The organism is Stutzerimonas sp. NM35 (assembly GCF_054604355.1).
The window spans coordinates 3,647,692-3,664,590 of the sequence record NZ_CM137728.1; the positions used below are offsets into that span (position 1 = coordinate 3,647,692).

Consider the following 16,899-nt stretch of genomic DNA (forward strand, 5'->3'; position numbering starts at 1 on the left):
CGCGCAGGCTTACCCTACTCCGGTTTTTTCAGCTTCGGATTGGGAAAGAACTGCACGGTCTGCACCTGCGCCTCAGGCGCTTTCGGCTTGGTCTGATTGACTCGCGTGCCCAGCTCCGAGGGCACTGACTGGCCTTGGGCGTTGAGCGTATCGGCATAGCCGCAGACCACGCATTCACGGTGCGGCACGTCGTCCACATCCCACATCTTGATGCTGTCGGTGGCACTGCACGCCGGGCACACGGCGCCGGCGATGAAGCGCTTGGTGGTGACCTTCGACTCCTCGCTCATGCCACTTTCTCCGCCAGGCCCAGGTGGCGCAGCAGCGCGTCGGTGGACGGCTCACGGCCACGGAAATCGACGAACAGCACCATCGGCTCCTGCGAGCCGCCACGGGCCAGGATGGCCTCGCGGAAGGCGCGGCCCGTCTCGGGGTTGAACACGCCTTCCTCCTCGAAGCGCGAGAAGGCGTCGGACGACAACACTTCGGCCCACTTGTAGCTGTAGTAACCGGCCGCGTAACCGCCAGCGAAGATGTGCGCGAAGCTGTTGGGGAAGCGGTTGCTGGCCGGCGGACGCATCACCGAGACCTCGTCGCGGACGCTTTCCAGCACCTGCAGCACGCTGCGACCGTCGCCGTGGCTGGCGTGCAGTTCGAAGTCGAACAGCGAGAATTCCAGCTGGCGCACCATCATCATGCCGGACTGGAAGTTCTTCGCCGCCAGCATCTGCTCCAGCTTGTCCTGGGGCAGGCGTTCGCCGGTCTGGTAGTGGCCGGAGATCAGCGCCAGGCCCTCCGGTTCCCAGCACCAGTTCTCCATGAACTGGCTGGGCAGCTCGACGGCATCCCAGGCCACACCGTTGATGCCCGAGGCGCCGACATGCTCGACCTGGGTCAGCAGGTGATGCAGGCCATGGCCGAATTCGTGGAAGAGGGTGGTGACTTCATCGTGGGTCAGCAGCGCCGGGCGCTCGCCCACCGCCGGGGTGAAGTTGCAGACCAGGTTGGCCACCGGCGTCTGCAAGGTGCCCAGGCAGGTGCGGCGCTTGTCGCGCGCACCGTCCATCCAGGCGCCGCCGCGCTTGTTGGCACGGGCGTAGAGGTCGAAGAAGAAGCGCCCGACGTGCTCGCCGTTCTCGCGGATCTCGAACAGGCGCACGTCCGGGTGCCAGCTGTCGAAGTCCTCCAGCTCGTGGATTTCGATGCCGTACAGACGCTGGACGATGGCGAACAGCCCCGACAGCACCTTGTCGATGGGGAAGTATTCACGCAGCTCTTCCTGGTTCAGGCTGTAGCGCTGCTGGCGCAGCTTCTCGGCGAAGTAGCCAAGGTCCCAGCTCTGCAGGTCGGTCACGCCATGGTCGGCAGCGAAGGCACGCAGCTCCTGCAGGTCGCGCTCAGCGAACGGCTTGCTGCGCACGGCCAGGTCACGCAGGAAACCCAGCACCTGCTCGGTGCTTTCGGCCATCTTGGTGGCCAGCGACAGCTCGGCGTAGTTGCCGAAGCCCAGCAGCCTGGCCAGTTCCTGGCGCAGATCGAGAAGCTCTTCCATCACCGGGCCGTTGTCGAACTGGCCGGCATTCGGCCCCTGGTCCGAGGCGCGGGTGGAGTAGGCGACGTAGACTTCCTCGCGCAACGCGCGGTCATCGGCGTAGGTCATCACCGCGTAGTAGCTGGGGAATTCCAGGCTGATCAGCCAGCCATCGAGTTCCTTGGCCCTGGCCGCTTCGGCCATCTGCGCCCTGGCCGAATCCGGGATACCGGCCAGCAGGCTTTCGTCGGTGACGTGCCGGGTCCAGGCCTGGGTCGCATCGAGCAACTGGTTGGAGAAGGTGCTGCCCAGCTCGGCCAGCTTCATCTGGATGGCGCCGAAACGCTGCTGCTCGGCCGGCGGCAGGTCGATGCCGGACAGGCGGAAGTCGCGCAGGGCATGTTCGAGGATGGTCTTCTGCGCCACGTCGAAGCCGTCCGCCTCGGGGCTCAGCGACAGCGCCTGGTAGGCGGCGAACAGCTCGGGATTCTGCCCCAGCTCGGTGGAATAGGCGGACAGCTTGGGCAGGCAGGCCTCGTAGGCGGCGCGCAATTCGGGGTTGTTGCACACCGCATTGAGGTGGCTCACCGGCCCCCAGGCACGGCTGAGGCGCTCGTTCATTTCATCCAGGCCGACCACCAGTGTCGACCAGTCGAGGCTTTCCGCCGGGCGGCTGAGCAGTTCCTGCAAGGCGACGCGGTTGTCGCCGAGGATGCTGTCCACGGCCGGCTCGACGTGCTCGGGGCGGATCTCGGAATAGGGCGGCAGGTCGAAATCGCGAAGCAGCGGATTGGTGGCGGTCACGGCATTGGCCCTTTGTGATGAATATGCCCCGCATGTTAAAGACAAATGCCTGACCGCGCAGCTGGGGATCGGACCGATAGTGCAGGACTATGGCACTAGCAGCGCCTTTAAGGACAATGCGCGGTGGCTCGGCCTAAGCGCGCTGCGCCACGGCGTCCTTCAAGCAATTTGGCGGTTTGTCTCGTAGAGACTGGCGAACTCCGCCATACCAAGCGCAGCAACCAAGTTCTGCCGATCGTCCAGAATCTCGTACATCACGCCGCTAGTACCGCGAATACTGAACAGCACTACAGTACCGCCATCGCCGCCGCACTCACGGTGCGGTGTAGAGTCTGGATGGCTGACCGTGTAACTGCCGGTAGGTCGAACTTCCTTAAGTTCACCGTTGGCGTGATAAATGTGGTGCTCTCCGCTCACCACAAAAGTGTGGTTCAGCGCGCAGTGACGGTGCAGCACTATGGGGTCGTGTGCGCGAAAGTGGAAGATCACGTCTACCAGTTGATTGGGCTGATCGACATTCAGGATGCTGTATGAGAAATTCTCGAAGCCGGGTAATTGGCTCCAGTAAATCTGGCTCACATCAAAGCTGTTCATGGATCTACCCCCGTACCGGTGTGTTTCCTCAATGTTGAATGGCGCAGATTCCCGCAGCCATGCAACTTGACGGCAACCTGACAGCTACTTAGGTCGCAAGCTCCGACCACACACTCGGTTCGTTTTCACGGATGATGCTGTACGAGTGCGACGATTGTGCACCTCGCGCTGCCGGCTGCGGTGCCAATCGAGCGCAGTAGTTTTTTGCAGCAGCTGTTCAACGGTCGACCTATCGAACAGCAGCTTCCGAACCCGCCACCGGCTCCTCCTCTCGCTGCGCATACCGCTGGGCGAGCACCGCGCAGACCATCAGCTGGATCTGGTGGAAGATCATCAGCGGCAGGATGATGGTGCCCACCGCGCTGGTGGCGAACAGCACCTGCGCCATGGGGACACCGGTGGCCATGCTCTTCTTCGAGGCGGCGAAGAGGATGGTGATGCGGTCTTCCAGATTGAACCCCAGCCGCTTGCCGAGGAAATGCGTGGCCCAGAGTACGATGGCCAGCAACAGGCAGCAGACCAGCGTCAGCGCCAGCAGTCGCGACAGCGGTATCAGTTGCCAGAGACCCTCGACCACCGCGTCGCTGAACGCGGTGTAGACCACCAGCAGGATGGAGCCCTGGTCGACGGTTTTCAGCCAGCCCTTGTTGCGCGTCACCCAGGCGCCGATCCAGCGCCGCGCGAACTGCCCGGCGACGAAGGGCACCAGCAGCTGCAGCACGATCTTGCCGATGGAATCGAGCGTCGATCCGGCTTCGCCTTCAACGCCCAGCAACAGCATCACCAGGATCGGCGTGAGGAAGATGCCGAGCAGGCTGGAGGCCGCCGCGCTGCAGATCGCCGCCGGGATGTTGCCGCGCGCCAGCGAGGTGAAGGCGATCGCCGACTGCACGGTGGCGGGCAGGGCGCAGAGGTAGAGGATGCCCAGGTACAGCTCGGTGCCGACCAGCGGCGTCAGCAGCGGCTTGAGCGCCAGGCCCAGCAGCGGAAACATCACGAAGGTACAGGCGAAGACCAGCAGGTGCAGGCGCCAGTGGCCGGCACCGGCGAGAATCGCTTCGCGCGACAACTTGGCGCCGTGCATGAAGAACAGCAGGGCGATGGCCAGGGTCGTGGCCCAGCCGAAGAGCACCGCGCCCTGGCCTTCGCAGGGCAGGAAGGTAGCGATGGCGATAACCGCCAGCAGGGCGAGGGTGAAGTTATCGAACAGCAGGCGCAGATGGGCCATGGCGAAAAATCCTTGTAGCTTGCAGACAACAGGCCGCGACCTTATCGTGATCGGAATTTTCCGACTAACGCCAGGCAGGCACTAAATGTCGCCAATCGGACAAGAGGCTGCGCTGATCGCCCGCCTCGGTGAGCTCCGGCAATTGCCACGGTCGGTCTATGGCCAGCTCGATTCGCCGCCCAACCTCAAGCTTGGCTATCGCCACAGCCATCCCTGGGTGCAGCTGTCCCATGCGGTGGAAGGGGTGCTCGAGGTGCGTACCGACCGTGGCCGCTTCATCGCGCCGCCGCTGCGCGCGGTATGGGTTCCGGCCGGCATCATCCATCAGGTGTTCTGCGCGGCGGATACCTGCATCCGCAGCCTGTACATCGACCGCAGCGTGGTCGGCGACGCCCCCGAGCGCTGCCGCGTGTTGCAGATCAGCCCGCTGCTGCGTGAACTGATCCAGCACTTCAGCACGCTGCCCGAAGCCTATGCCGAGGATGGCCCGGAAGGCCGTCTGGTGCAGGTGTTGCTGGATCAGCTGGGTTGCGCGCCGGAGATCGAACTGGTGTTGCCGCTGCCGGCCGAACCGCGCCTGCGCCAGCTGTGCAAACGCCTGCAGAACCACCCCGACTCCCGCGAAAGCCTGGCCGACTGGAGCCAGACGCTGGGTGTCTCGGAACGCACCCTGAGCCGGCTGTTCCTGCGCGAAACCGGCCTGACCTTCCGTGCCTGGCGGCAACGCCTGCGGCTGCTCAGTGCACTGCCGGCGCTGGAGCGTGGCGAGCGGGTCACCGATGTGGCGCTGGGCTGCGGCTACGAATCGCTGTCGGCCTTCATCGCGGCGTTTCGCGAGCAGTTCGGCGCCACGCCCGGCGAGTTCTTTCGCGATGCCCGGCGAGAGAATCAACCATAAGCTTCACGCCAAGAAGGTTCTGCTCTGCTTGGCGTTCATTCATCACTGGAGTCAGCCATGTCCATCCGCACCTACCAGAACCACACGCCGAAGCTCGGCGAGCGCGTATTCGTCGACCCCAGCGCCGTGCTGATCGGCGACATCGAGATCAGCGAAGACAGCTCGGTCTGGCCGCTGACGGTGATCCGCGGCGACATGCACCGCATCCGCATCGGCGCGCGCAGCAGCATCCAGGATGGCAGCGTGCTGCACATCACCCACGCCGGCCCGTTCAACCCGGACGGGTTCCCGCTGACCATCGGCGACGAAGTCACCGTCGGCCACAAGGTCACCCTGCACGGCTGCACCCTGGGCAACCGCATCCTGGTGGGCATGGGCTCGATCGTCATGGACGGCGTGGTGGTCGAGGACGACGTCATCATCGGCGCCGGCAGCCTGGTACCGCCGGGTAAGACGCTGGAAAGCGGCTTCCTCTACGTCGGCAGCCCGGTAAAACAGGCCCGCCCGCTGACCGAGAAGGAGCGCAGCTTCTTCAGCTATACCGCCGGCAATTACGTGAAGTTGAAAAATCTGCATATGGCGGAAGGGACGTCGTAGGGCCGAACTTGTTCGGCCACCACCGCACCCCCTTGGCCGAACAAGTTCGGTCCTACGCTGCGCCCTATATAATTCCACCCATCGAAACGCAACGACGAGTTCTCATGCACCACTCCACCCTCCTCTTCGATCTCGACGGCACCCTCACCGATCCGCGCGAAGGCATCACCCGGTCGATACAGCATGCGCTGGCCAGGCTCGGCATCGACGAGCCGGACCTCGCCAAGCTCGAGCCTTTCATCGGCCCGCCGCTGTTGCAGGCATTCATGCAGTTCTATGGCTTCGACGAGGCGCGCGCGTGGGAGGCGGTGGGGCATTACCGTGAGCGCTTCAAGGTCACCGGTCTCTACGAGAACCTGCTGTTCGACGGCGTGCTGGAGATGCTCGAACACCTGCGTGGCCAGGGCCGCACGCTCTATGTCGCCACCTCCAAGCCCTCGGTGTTCGCCCGCGAGATCGCCCGGCATTTCGCCTTCGATCATCACTTCAAGGTGATCTACGGCAGCGAGCTGGATGGCACCCGCACCAACAAGGTCGAGCTGATCGCCCACCTGCTCGCCGAGGAAAAGCTGGAAGCCGCGCAGACGCTGATGATCGGCGACCGCAAGCACGACCTGATCGGCGCCCGCGAAAACGGCCTGCAGGCCGCCGCCGTCGGTTACGGCTTCGGCAGCCATGCCGAACTGATGGCCGAATCGCCCGCCTATTACTACGCCACGCTCGAAGAGCTGCGCAACGCCTTCGCCTGAATCACGACGAGGCCCATCAAGGCCGTTTCGCCTGCGCTTCGGACAATCGCGCTTGCCGCTCATCGGACGAAAGCCGGGCCAGTTCGGCGACGCGCCGGTGAAAGCATGGCCAGTCGCCTGCGCACTGCTCGAAAATCGCCGAAAATGCCGGTACCCAGCGGTCGTACAGGCCGAACGGCAGCAAGGTAGCGTTGTTCAGCGGCTGGGCGAACCAGCGCTCGAAGCGCCGATCGCCTTCCCAGGTGCCGTCACGCAGGGCTCGGTAGTCCTGCCGCAGGCGCATGAATTCGGCCTGCTTGAGGCGGCGCAGCTCCGCTGGCGAGCGTTCGGACGCATACAGCGTGGCCAGGCGTTCCCGTGTCTGCAGCAACAGTTCCACCAGTTGCCGGTAACGAACCCTGCCCTGTTGATCCTGCTCGACCAGACCCCGGCTGGCCCGCCACTGGCGCAGCCCCTCGCGCTCGACGAAGCTGGCGTAGGACTCGTTGAACGCCGTGTCGCCAGGCAGGTACAGCTGCTGGTGCGCCAGCTCGTGGAAGATCAGCGCGGCCAGCTGCTCGTCGTTGCGGCGCAGCATGGTGTTGAGCAGCGGGTCGGCGAACCAGCCCAGCGTCGAATAGGCTTCCACCCCGGCGACATGGGTATCCAGACCTTGCAAGCGCCGCCGTGCCGCCTCGCCACGCGCAGCGCCCTGGCGGTAATAGCCGCGATAGGCCACGCAGCCGGCGATGGGAAAACAATGCTGCAGCGGCTCGACGGAAAATTCCTCGGTGGCGAACAGGTTCCACACCACGTAGGGCCGCTGCAGATCGGCATAGAGTCGGTAACTGTCGTTGTCCGGCAGGCCCAGCGCCTGGCTGGCGAATTCACGTGCCTGCAGCGCCTGGGCAAGGCGCTGACGCAGGGCGGCGTCCTGCGAGGGGTCGGCGATGAGCGCTTCGACCGGTTGGCGCTGGCGCAGCAGTTCCAGTTGTCCCAGCGCCAGTTGGCCGTAGTAGGTACTGCAGCCATTCAGACCGACGGCAAGCAGCAGGGGAACCCAGCGTAGGCACAGGCGGTCGATCAAGGCGGCGTTGAGCTTCGGCATCGGGGAACCGTATCGGGAGTGGGCGCAAACACCCTACAAAGCGGTGCGGCGGGCGGCAATCCCGGCGTGTCGATTCCTCCAGCCGGAGCTCTTTCATGCGTCGTTTCGCCCTCATCCTGTTCGTTTCGACTCTCGCCGGCTGTTCGCTGTGGATGCCCAAACCCGACCCGGCGCAGGCCTGGATCGAACTCGCCCCGCATCAGAAGACGGACCTGCAGGCGCTGGCGGTGGACGGTCGCCACCTGGATGACGACCGCTATTTCCAGGTCCAGCCCGGCAGCCGCACGCTGGAGATGCGCTACCGCTTCCAGGTCGAGGGCGCCGATATCGGCCCGAACAGCGAGCCACTGCCGCGCGACTGCAAGCTGAGCCTGGAATACGACCGCTTCACCGCCGGTGCGCGCTATCGCCTGGTTGCGGGTGGCTATGGCTTCCGTCCCTGGGCCAAGCTCTACGACCAGCATCAGTCGCTGCTGGCGCGGGCCTCGGAACAGGGTTGCGGCAATCTTGCGGAGCGATGAAGCCTGCGGGGCAGTGTGATCGCGAGCAAGCTCGCTCCTACAGGTTTGATCGCGTCCGGGCCGGCGGCGTTGAAAACGAGTGGTAGTTGGCGCAGGCTCGGGCAACGATTCCATGAACTTCGGAGCCATCGCCATGCGCCTGCCGCTCGCCTTCCTGCTCGCCCTTGCCCTTGGCGGTTGCGCCAGCCCGCTGCCGCCGCATGATCCGGGCATGGCCTGGGTGGACATGGCCGCCCAAACCACCGATATCTTCATGTCCGACCGCCTGGATGGCAAACGCACCTATGATGGTCGCTACTTCCTGGTGCCGCCGGGCGCGCATGAACTCGAAGCGCGCTACGAATTCGAAGTCAGCAGCGGCGGTTTCGGCCTGTTCGGCGACACCCAGACCATGCGCTGTACCCTGGTGGTGCAGTACGACAACTTCGAGGCCGGCAAGCGTTACCTGTTCCAGGCCCGTTCGCTGGGCTTCACCCCGCAGGGCTGGTTGCGCGACGAGCAGCGCAACGTGCTTGTCGAGGCCGAAGCCGAGCACTGTTACTGACTTTCGAGGTAGACGATGTCCCGCATTTCCAAGGTCCGCTTTTCCGCCCTCGACCTGGCGCCCATTCGCGACGACGGCACGCCGGCCCAGGCGCTGCACAACGCCCTGGCGCTGGCCCGGCACGTGGAAGGGCTCGGCTTCGAGCGTTTCTGGGTCGCCGAACACCACAACATGGACGGCATCGCCAGCGCGGCGACCTCGGTGCTGATCGGCTATCTGGCCGCCAACACCTCACGGATTCGCCTGGGTGCCGGCGGGGTGATGCTGCCCAACCATGCGCCGCTGGTGATCGCCGAGCAGTTCGGCACCCTGGAGGCGCTCTACCCCGGCCGGATCGACTTGGGCCTGGGCCGTGCGCCCGGCGCCGACCCGTTCACCGCCCAGGCGCTACGGCGCGACCGCATGGGCAGTGCCGAGGACTTTCCCGCCGATGTCGAGGAACTGGAACTGCTGCTCGGCCCGCGCCAGCCGAACCAGCGGGTGATCGCCATGCCCGGCGTGAACAGCAATGTGCCGATCTGGCTGCTGGGCTCCAGCCTGTTCAGCGCGCAATTGGCGGCGGCCAAGGGTCTGCCCTATGCTTTCGCCTCGCATTTCGCACCGCGTTTCATGCACCAGGCGATCAAGCTCTACCGTGAGAACTTCCAACCCTCGGCGGTGCTCGACAAACCCTACGTGATACTCGGCGTGCCGCTGATCGCCGCCGACAGCGACGAACAGGCCGAACACCTGGCCACCAGCGTCTACCAGCGCATCCTCTCGCTGATCCGCGGTCAGAGCCTGGTGCTGCGCCCGCCGGTGCAGAGCATGCGGGGGCTGTGGCTGCCGCACGAGCAGCAGGCGGTGGGCGATTTCCTCGGGCTGGCGTTGATCGGCGGGCCGGAGAAGGTTCGTGCGCGGCTAGAAGTGTTGCTGGAGCAGACCGAGGCCGACGAGCTGATCTTCACCTGTGACCTCTACGAAACCGCCGACCGCCACCGTGCGTTCGAGATCCTTGCCGGGTTGAGGTAAACGCTCGCCCTGGTGCGCGCTGGCGGGCCTGTTGGCCGAATGAATTCGGCCCTACGGGTGCGGGCGTGGGTGGGGACTTGTCCGCGCTTTGAGCGGGGAAACAACCCGCGGGCCAGAAAAGCTCGCGGACAAGTCCCCTCCCACATGAGCAGCGAATCAGCTGTCCTTCAGGCGGAAGCCTATCTTCACCGTGACCTGGAAATGCGCCACCTGGCCATCCTGGACATGGCCGCGAATCTCGCCGACCTCGAACCACTCGATGTTCTCCAGCGTCTTGCTCGCCTCGGCGATGGCGTTGCGAATGGCCTCGTCGACGCTGTTGCGCGACGAACCGACGATCTCGATTTTCTTGTAGGTGTGATGATCCGACATGAAACCCCCTTCTGGTCGATGAGCCTCCGCTCGATTGAGGTCGTCCCTGCCTGAATTGAGGCTAGCAGAGGCCGGCGAAGTTCAGCGGCGCGGGGTTCATGAGCGCTCGAAGCCTTCGGCCTGCATACGCCACAGCGCTTCAAACTCACCGCCGCGCCGGCGCAATTCGTGCGGCCGGCCGTCCTCGACGATCTGCCCGTCGCGCAGCACCACGATGCGATCGAAGTTGGCCAGCGTCGACAGCCGGTGCGCCACTGCCACCACGGTACGGCCACGAATCAGCTGGTTCAGGGCGTCCTGGATCTCCGCCTCGGACTGGGTATCCAGCGCCGAAGTGGCCTCGTCGAGGATCAGGATCGGCGCGTCCTTGAGGAAGGCGCGGGCGATACCCAGACGCTGGCGCTGACCGCCGGAAAGCATCACTCCGCGTTCGCCCACCAAGGTCTGGTAACCCTCGGGCAGGGCGCGGATAAAGGCGTCGCAGAAGGCATGCCGCGCCGCCTCGAAGACCTCTTCGTCGCTGGCCTCGGGGCGCCCGTAGCGGATGTTCTCGAGGATGCTGCGGTTGAACAGCGCGGTTTCCTGCGGCACCACGGCGATCTTCTCGCGCAGGCTGTCCTGGCTGACCTGACGGATATCCTGACCGTCGATGAGGATATGCCCGGCATGCACGTCGTCCAGCCGCTGCAACAGCGCCAGCAATGTGGACTTGCCCGCACCCGAGGCGCCGACGATGCCCACCGATTGCCCGGCAGGAATGCGCAGGCTGAAATCCTCGAACACCGGCGCCCGCTCCGGATAGGCGAAGCGGATGTGCTCGAAGTCGATATCGCCCTCTTCCAGCGTCAACGCCGGCTCGGGATCTTCCAGACCATGGGGCTGATTGATGATGCGCAGAGTGTCGGCAATGGCGCCGACCTGCTGCGTGGTGTCCACCAACGCCAGGGCCAGATCGCGCGAGCCGTGCAGGATACGGAAGGTCAGCGCGCTGACCAGCACCACGTCACCGGCGCTCACCTCGCCGCCGATCCAGCTGCGAATCGCCCAGACCAGCATGCCGCCGGCCATCAGCGACAGGCAGATGTCGTGCATCACCCGCGCCTTTTCCAGGTACATCCAGCTGCGCCGCTGGGCACGGGCTTCGTAGCCGATTTCCTGCGCCAGCCGCTCGGCCTCTCGGTCGCGAGCGGAGAAGGCCTTGATGGTCCAGACGTTGGACACGGCGTCCACCAGCTCACCACCGACTCGCGCAGCCTGGGCGGCGAAGCGCTGATGCTTGCCGCGCCCGCGGATGCCGAAGCCGGTGATCAGCAGCGCCACCAGCAGCACGAAAAGCACCAGCGCCAGCGCCATGCGCCAGTCCACGGTGAGCAACACCACCACCGCGCCGAGGAAGTCGACGATAGGTGGCACCACCTTCCAGGCCAGGCCGCCATAAATGGTGCCGGCGGCCTGACCCACGGCGGAGATGCGGTTGCCCAGCGAGCCGGCGAAATGCTCGTTGAAGTAACGCATGGGATGGCCGGTGAGGTACTGGAACAGATCGACGCGGATGTCCACGCAACTGGCCACCACCGTACGGCAACCGAGCCAGCCACCCAGGCGCCAGAACACGTTTTCCATGACGATCAGACCGAGGAACAACCACAGCGGCAGCCAGACGTTGGCCGCGCCACGGTTGCCGCCGCTCTGCGCCATGGCATCGACCAGCAGCTTCATGCCGTACTGCACTGCCACCGCACAGACCGAGGCGCTGACCACCAGCGTCAGCAGGCCGCTGAAATGCCAGGGCCGTGCGCGCACGTAGCGCCAGAGGAATGCCAGTGGTCTGCTGGGCAGCACCTCGGCATCCGCCCGCGCCGGGGCGTTCATGCGATCACCCGGTCCGCACGTGTTCGCGGCGCCTGAACGCCGAAACGGGTTTGCTGCAGACGCAGCTCGTCCGCCAGACCACTGTGCACCTCGCGCCGGCCTGCCGCATCGGCAAAGCCCAGCAGGCCGGTCGGGCAATGGCGCTCGTCGTCCCAGCCGGGGTAGTCGAGAACCGGATAAAGGCAGACACCTTCCACCGGCACGCCGCGCTGCTGGGCGAGGCCCACCTGCTCGCTGACGTAGCGCAGCCAGTCACCGCGCAGGTCGCCTTCGGCACCGGTTTCGGCCACCAGCAGCGGACGCCCGTAGCGCTGGTGGATTTCAGACAGAATGCCGACGAACGGACGGTAATCGGGATGGCCACGCTCGATGGTCGGCCCGCCCAGATACCACTGGTTGTTCGAGTAGTAGTTGATGCCGAGGATATCCAGGTATTCCGGCCTGCCGCCCAGCCCTGGCCAAGCCTTGCCGCAGAGCATGTCCCAGGCCTCGAACTGGCCTTGACGGGCATTCTCCGCCTCGCGCTGCGGGCCGGGGCGGTCGTTGCCGGCACGCACATGAATGGCCGGGTCGACCTGGACGAAGCGCGCCAGCGGATCCACCCCTCGGATCGCCTCGATGGCGGCGATGCTGGCACGGATCAGCTGGTGCTTGAGTTCGGCACCGCGCCCGCGGGCCATGGGATTGATCAATTCCCTGTCGCCACCAGCCCAGGCCCAGAAGGAGATTTCATTGATCGGCGCATAGAAGGCCACGCCCGTGCTTTCATCGCGCACCCGTTGCGCGGCGGCGGCGGCGAAACGGGCGAAGCGCTCGACGAAGCGCGGCTGCCAGATATCCAGGTCGTCCGGCCAGCCGTAGTGGCACAGGTCCCAGATCACCTGGGTGCCGGTAGCCTGCGCGGCGCGAAGTTGCGGCAAAAAGCTGGACCAGTCGTACTCACCGGGCCGGCGCTCGATCAGATGCCAGCGCAAACCGTCGCGCACGGTGCGGATGCCATAGCGCTGCAGCGCAGCGTAATCTTCCGCCGGCCAGCGATCATGTCCGGTACCGGCCAGCAGATCGAGCCGGCGCCCGTCAGCACGACGATGGCTGGAGCACTCGAAGCCGCCAAGAAAGAAGCTGTTGAACAGGCTGGGGTGGTGCATCGGTTACCTCGTTGATCGATTGTGCGGCTCAGCCGGCTTGCTCGGCCAGGCTGCGCGCATGCTCGGCGCTCTCGCCGGGTGCCGGTCCGCGCTCGGCTTCCTCGATGCGCTTGTACAGCGCCAGCGCCTGGCCCACCACCTGGTCCATGTTGTAGTACTTGTATGTGCCGAGCCGCCCGACGAAGGTCACGCCGGGCGTCTCGTCCGCCAGCTGCTGGTAACGTTTGTACAGCGCGGCGTTCTCCGGTCGCGGAATCGGATAGTAAGGATCGCCTTCGGCGGACGGGTATTCGTAGGTGATGCTGGTCTTGGGGTGGACCTGTCCGGTGAGGTGCTTGTATTCGCTGATGCGGGTGTAGGGCACATCCTCGCTCGGGTAGTTGACCGTACCGACCGCCTGGAACTGTTCCTGATCGAGCTGTTTGTGCTCGAACTTCAGCGAGCGATACGGCAGCTTGCCGAAGCGGTAATCGAAGTATTCGTCGATGGGGCCGCAGAAGATCAGGTGGTCATGCTGCACCTCGTCACGGATTTCCCGGTAGTCGGTGTTGAGCATCACCTTGATGTTGGGGTGGTCGAGCATCTTCTCGAACATCTTCGTATAGCCGTGCAGCGGCATCTGCTGGAAGGTGTCGGTGAAGTAGCGGTCATCGGTGTTGGTGCGCGTGGGAATGCGCGAGGTGACGGACTTGTCCAGCTGCGAGGGGTCCAGCCCCCACTGCTTGCGGGTATAACCACGGAAGAACTTCTGGTACAGCTCGCGGCCAATGCCGTTGATCACCACGTCTTCGCTGGTCTGGATGTTTTCCACAGGTTCGGCGCGGCTGGCAAGGAAGCCCGCAGCCTCCTGTTCGGTCGCCATGTTCAGGCCGTAGAGCCTGTTGAGCGTGGTCATGTTGATCGGGATCGGCACCTGCTGGCCGTCCACCTGCGCCAGCACACGGTGCTCGTAGGGGCGCCATTCGGTGAAGCGCGACAGGTAGTCGACGATGCGTTGTGCGTTGGTGTGGAAGATGTGCGGTCCGTAGCGATGGATCAGCACGCCCGATTCGTCATGATAGTCGTAGGCGTTGCCGGCGATGTGCGGACGCCGGTCCACCACCAGCACACGCTTGTTCAGCCCGGCGGCCAGGCGCTCGGCCAGAACGCTGCCGGCGAAACCGGCGCCGACAATCAGATAGTCGAAGCCCTGGCGACGCTGCGGCAGCTCGCCGCCGACCCCGCCGAGACGTTCCGGGTGACGGTCTTGCGGGTTCATATCGCGCATTGCATCTTCTCCTTCATCAGGCTCCAGGTGTGGTCCCAGGACATGTCACCGAGGACTTCGTCGGCTCTGGCCAGCAAGGTGTCACGGTCTTCAGCATCGGCCAGTGCGGCCTCGCAGGCCGCGACGAAGGCCTCGGCATCGCCTGCGATGCGCACGATGCCGGTGTCGCCGTAGGTGCGCATCACGTCGGTGATCGGCGTGGACACCACCGGGCGGCCACCGGCCAGGTATTCGGGGGTCTTGGTCGGGCTGATAAAGCGGGTCGACTCGTTCAGCGCGAAGGGCATGATGGCCACGTCCCAGCCGGACAGGTAGTGCGGCAGCTCGTCGTAGGTCTTGCCGCCCAGGTAGTGGATGTTGTCGCGTTGCGGCAGCAAGGCCGGATCGATCTTCACCACCGGGCCGATCAGCACGATCTGCCAGTCGGGACGCTGCGCCGCGACCTTGGCGATCAGCGCGAGATCCAGGCGTTCGTCGATCACGCCGTAGAAACCCAGGCGCGGGCTGGGGATTTCCGCCTGGTCCGGCGGATCGGCCTGTGGTCGACGCGCCGCGGCAAAGTGCTCGACATCGACGCTGCTGGGGAACGGATGGGCATTGCCATGACGTTCACGCTTGGCCTCGTAGAGGCTGTGGCCGCCGGTAAACACCAGGTTGGCGCGGCACATCAGCTCCACCTCGCGCTCGATCAGCTGCGGTGGCGCGCCATGAAAGGCCGACAGCTCATCCATGCAGTCATAGATGGTCAGCTTCGGCTTCAGATGGTCGGAAAACGCCAGGCTCATCGGCGTGTAGTACCAGAGCAGCAGCTCGCTGACGCCGAGCTTGGCCAGGTAGCCATCGAGCAGGCTGCGCTGGACACGCTCTGCGGCCTCGCCCTCGCAGCCGGCGGGCAGACGCGGAATCAGCACCTGCACGCCATTCTCCTCGGGGCGCACCTCCAGCCAGGGCCGGGCGTCTTCGGTGGGGATAGGCTCCTCGCAGAACAGCACGTTGAAATCCCGGGCGAAGCGCGACATCAGATGTTGCGGTCGCTGGTAGACGAAACTCCAGCGCAGGTGGGACAGGCACAGCAGCGTCGGCACCTGCTCGTCGAAGACCACTTCGGCCGGCTCGGCCGACTTGTGGGGGGATTTGCCAATCTCGTACTGAAAGGGGCCAGCCCAGCTCATGAGAAACCTCGGTACGGGTGGCGGTGCGGTCAGCGTCCCATCCGCTGCATCGCGCTTAAGTCAGCGCTGCCCTGCGCAACACATAAGGCGTACGGCGCGGCCAATAGTTCGTTTTCGGGCGCACCGTTCGCCGGTAATGGAAGACACGCAGCAGCCGGCGGTTCGCTCTTCCCGACCCGCGAACCACCCGGCAACTGCCGGTCGGCGGGCCGGTTGAACTTGCCCGGCATCCTGCCCGTCCCTACTTCAGGACGCCTGATTTCGACTCGGCCCCAGCTTTCGCTCGCAACCTGTTCTTGCGCCCGGCTCGGTAGGCCGATCCCACTCTGGAAATGCTCTACGGCGCTGTCTTGACGACAGCCTCGGTGTGTTCCGCGCGTGTCCATAAATTGCATTTGCGGAGGTAGAAAGAGATGATTCTGGTCACTGGCGGAGCGGGATATATCGGCTCACACGCAGTACTGGAGCTGCTTCTGGCAGGCGAAGAAGTGCTCGTGCTGGACAACCTTTGCAACAGTTCGAAAGTCGCCCTCGACCGTATCGAACACCTGAGCGGGCGAGCGCCGCAGTTCGTCAAGGGCGATGTGCGCAACCGCTCGCTGCTGGCCGCGCTGTTCGCTTCCTATCCCATCCGCGCAGTGATGCACTTCGCCGGGCTCAAGGCCGTGGGCGAAAGCGTGCGTGAACCGCTGCGCTATTACGAAACCAACGTCAGCGGCAGCATCGCGCTGTGCCAGGCAATGGCCGAGGCGGGCGTGTTCCGGCTGGTGTTCAGCTCCTCGGCCACGGTCTACGGCGAGTCGCCGATGATGCCGATCACCGAGGACCGTCCCACCGGCGTGCCGACCAACCCCTACGGCCAGTCCAAGCTGATGGCCGAGAGCGTGCTCAAGGGCCTGGCCGAATCCGACCCGCGCTGGTCCATCGGCCTGTTGCGCTACTTCAACCCGATCGGCGCCCACGAATCGGGGCTGATCGGCGAAGACCCCAATGGCGTGCCCAACAACCTGCTGCCCTACATGCTCCAGGTGGCGGTCGGGCGGCGCAGGCAGCTGAGCGTCTATGGCGCCGACTACCCGACGCCGGACGGCACCGGCATTCGCGACTACATCCACGTGGTGGATCTGGTGAAGGGTCACCTCAAGGCGCTGGATCGCCTGGAGCAGGTTCGCGGGGTATCCGTCTGGAATCTCGGCACCGGCCAGGGGCATTCGGTACGTGAAATGATCACCGCCTTCGAGGAAGTCACTGGCCGGCCCCTGCCGCACGTGATCAAACCACGCCGCGTGGGCGACATCGCCCAGTGCTGGTCCGATCCGGGCAAGGCCTGGGCGGAACTGGGCTGGCGCGCGGAAAAGGATCTGATAACCATGCTCGCCGACGCCTGGCGCTGGCAGAGCAACAACCCTCGCGGCTACGCCGAGCCGGCCCCGGCGAAGAAAACGCCTACGGCATTGGCCAGCTGAACCACTTCGGGCCGACCGTGCTTGAGTGGCAATGACCG

17 protein-coding genes are annotated in these 16,899 nt (G+C 65.0%); 7 read left to right on the forward strand and 10 right to left on the reverse strand.

Translation table 11 applies throughout. The annotated features are described in order from the left end of the window. Positions 1 to 14 precede the first annotated feature (14 nt). The 4 genes from ACYCFC_RS16850 to ACYCFC_RS16865 form a co-directional block, all read right to left on the reverse strand. A complete protein-coding gene (locus tag ACYCFC_RS16850; protein ID WP_181085169.1) occupies positions 15 to 290 on the reverse strand; it encodes a YheV family putative zinc ribbon protein in 276 nt (91 codons plus the stop codon). Further along, entirely contained in the window at positions 287 to 2,335 is a 2,049-nt protein-coding gene (gene prlC / locus ACYCFC_RS16855) for an oligopeptidase A (protein WP_459652304.1), read from the reverse strand. Before prlC ends, ACYCFC_RS16850 begins: the two co-directional genes overlap by 4 nt. Before the next feature lie 159 nt (positions 2,336 to 2,494). Further along, complete coding sequence (locus tag ACYCFC_RS16860) at positions 2,495 to 2,929, reverse strand: hypothetical protein (protein WP_459652305.1); 435 nt, start codon at positions 2,927 to 2,929, stop codon at positions 2,495 to 2,497. Positions 2,930 to 3,158: 229 nt separating this feature from the next. Next, entirely contained in the window at positions 3,159 to 4,157 is a 999-nt protein-coding gene (locus ACYCFC_RS16865; protein ID WP_459652306.1) for a bile acid:sodium symporter family protein, read from the reverse strand. A gap of 85 nt (positions 4,158 to 4,242) precedes the next feature. Between ACYCFC_RS16865 and ACYCFC_RS16870 the strand changes: the two genes are divergently transcribed. From ACYCFC_RS16870 to ACYCFC_RS16880, 3 genes are all read left to right on the forward strand, one after another. Then, entirely contained in the window at positions 4,243 to 5,055 is an 813-nt protein-coding gene (locus tag ACYCFC_RS16870; RefSeq protein WP_459652307.1) for an AraC family ligand binding domain-containing protein, read from the forward strand. A gap of 57 nt (positions 5,056 to 5,112) precedes the next feature. Further along, positions 5,113 to 5,652, forward strand: a complete 540-nt coding sequence (locus ACYCFC_RS16875; RefSeq protein ID WP_459652308.1) for a gamma carbonic anhydrase family protein — start codon at positions 5,113 to 5,115, stop codon at positions 5,650 to 5,652. A 104-nt stretch (positions 5,653 to 5,756) separates the two neighbouring features. Then, a complete protein-coding gene (locus ACYCFC_RS16880; RefSeq protein ID WP_181085180.1) occupies positions 5,757 to 6,401 on the forward strand; it encodes an HAD family hydrolase in 645 nt (214 codons plus the stop codon). Positions 6,402 to 6,417: 16 nt separating this feature from the next. Here ACYCFC_RS16880 and ACYCFC_RS16885 read toward each other — a convergent pair whose 3' ends face one another. Then, the gene (locus ACYCFC_RS16885; RefSeq protein WP_459652309.1) at positions 6,418 to 7,488 is read right to left on the reverse strand and encodes an aminopeptidase; all 1,071 of its coding nucleotides are present in this window, start codon (positions 7,486 to 7,488) and stop codon (positions 6,418 to 6,420) included. 95 nt (positions 7,489 to 7,583) lie between these two features. Here ACYCFC_RS16885 and ACYCFC_RS16890 point away from each other — a divergent pair, with 95 nt between their 5' ends. The 3 genes from ACYCFC_RS16890 (at position 7,584) to ACYCFC_RS16900 (ending at position 9,564) form a co-directional block, all read left to right on the forward strand. After that, the gene (locus tag ACYCFC_RS16890) at positions 7,584 to 8,009 is read left to right on the forward strand and encodes a PA0061/PA0062 family lipoprotein (protein WP_181085184.1); all 426 of its coding nucleotides are present in this window, start codon (positions 7,584 to 7,586) and stop codon (positions 8,007 to 8,009) included. 133 nt (positions 8,010 to 8,142) lie between these two features. Further along, positions 8,143 to 8,553: a PA0061/PA0062 family lipoprotein gene (locus tag ACYCFC_RS16895; RefSeq protein WP_459654018.1), complete on the forward strand. Its 411-nt coding sequence runs from the start codon at positions 8,143 to 8,145 to the stop codon at positions 8,551 to 8,553. Positions 8,554 to 8,568: 15 nt separating this feature from the next. Then, positions 8,569 to 9,564 (forward strand): LLM class flavin-dependent oxidoreductase, encoded by a 996-nt coding sequence (locus ACYCFC_RS16900; RefSeq protein ID WP_459652310.1) that lies wholly within the window; start codon positions 8,569 to 8,571, stop codon positions 9,562 to 9,564. Between the two features lie 156 nt (positions 9,565 to 9,720). Here ACYCFC_RS16900 and ACYCFC_RS16905 read toward each other — a convergent pair whose 3' ends face one another. The 5 genes from ACYCFC_RS16905 to ACYCFC_RS16925 all read right to left on the reverse strand — a co-directional run bounded on the left by ACYCFC_RS16905 (position 9,721) and on the right by ACYCFC_RS16925 (position 15,395). After that, entirely contained in the window at positions 9,721 to 9,936 is a 216-nt protein-coding gene (locus tag ACYCFC_RS16905; protein WP_459652311.1) for a dodecin, read from the reverse strand. Positions 9,937 to 10,032: 96 nt separating this feature from the next. Next, entirely contained in the window at positions 10,033 to 11,808 is a 1,776-nt protein-coding gene (locus tag ACYCFC_RS16910) for an ABC transporter ATP-binding protein (RefSeq protein ID WP_459652312.1), read from the reverse strand. Continuing rightward, positions 11,805 to 12,956, reverse strand: coding sequence for a beta-glucosidase (locus ACYCFC_RS16915; protein WP_459652313.1), 1,152 nt, complete (start codon positions 12,954 to 12,956; stop codon positions 11,805 to 11,807). The genes ACYCFC_RS16910 and ACYCFC_RS16915 overlap by 4 nt, the downstream gene beginning before the upstream one ends. Positions 12,957 to 12,984: 28 nt before the next feature. Further along, positions 12,985 to 14,223 (reverse strand): UDP-galactopyranose mutase, encoded by a 1,239-nt coding sequence (gene glf / locus ACYCFC_RS16920; RefSeq protein WP_181085193.1) that lies wholly within the window; start codon positions 14,221 to 14,223, stop codon positions 12,985 to 12,987. Continuing rightward, positions 14,211 to 15,395, reverse strand: coding sequence for a glycosyltransferase family 1 protein (locus ACYCFC_RS16925; RefSeq protein ID WP_459652314.1), 1,185 nt, complete (start codon positions 15,393 to 15,395; stop codon positions 14,211 to 14,213). The genes glf and ACYCFC_RS16925 overlap by 13 nt, the downstream gene beginning before the upstream one ends. Positions 15,396 to 15,808: 413 nt before the next feature. On the opposite strand from ACYCFC_RS16925, the gene galE reads away from it, so the two are divergent. Beyond that, entirely contained in the window at positions 15,809 to 16,861 is a 1,053-nt protein-coding gene (gene galE / locus ACYCFC_RS16930; RefSeq protein WP_459652315.1) for a UDP-glucose 4-epimerase GalE, read from the forward strand. Positions 16,862 to 16,899 lie beyond the last annotated feature (38 nt).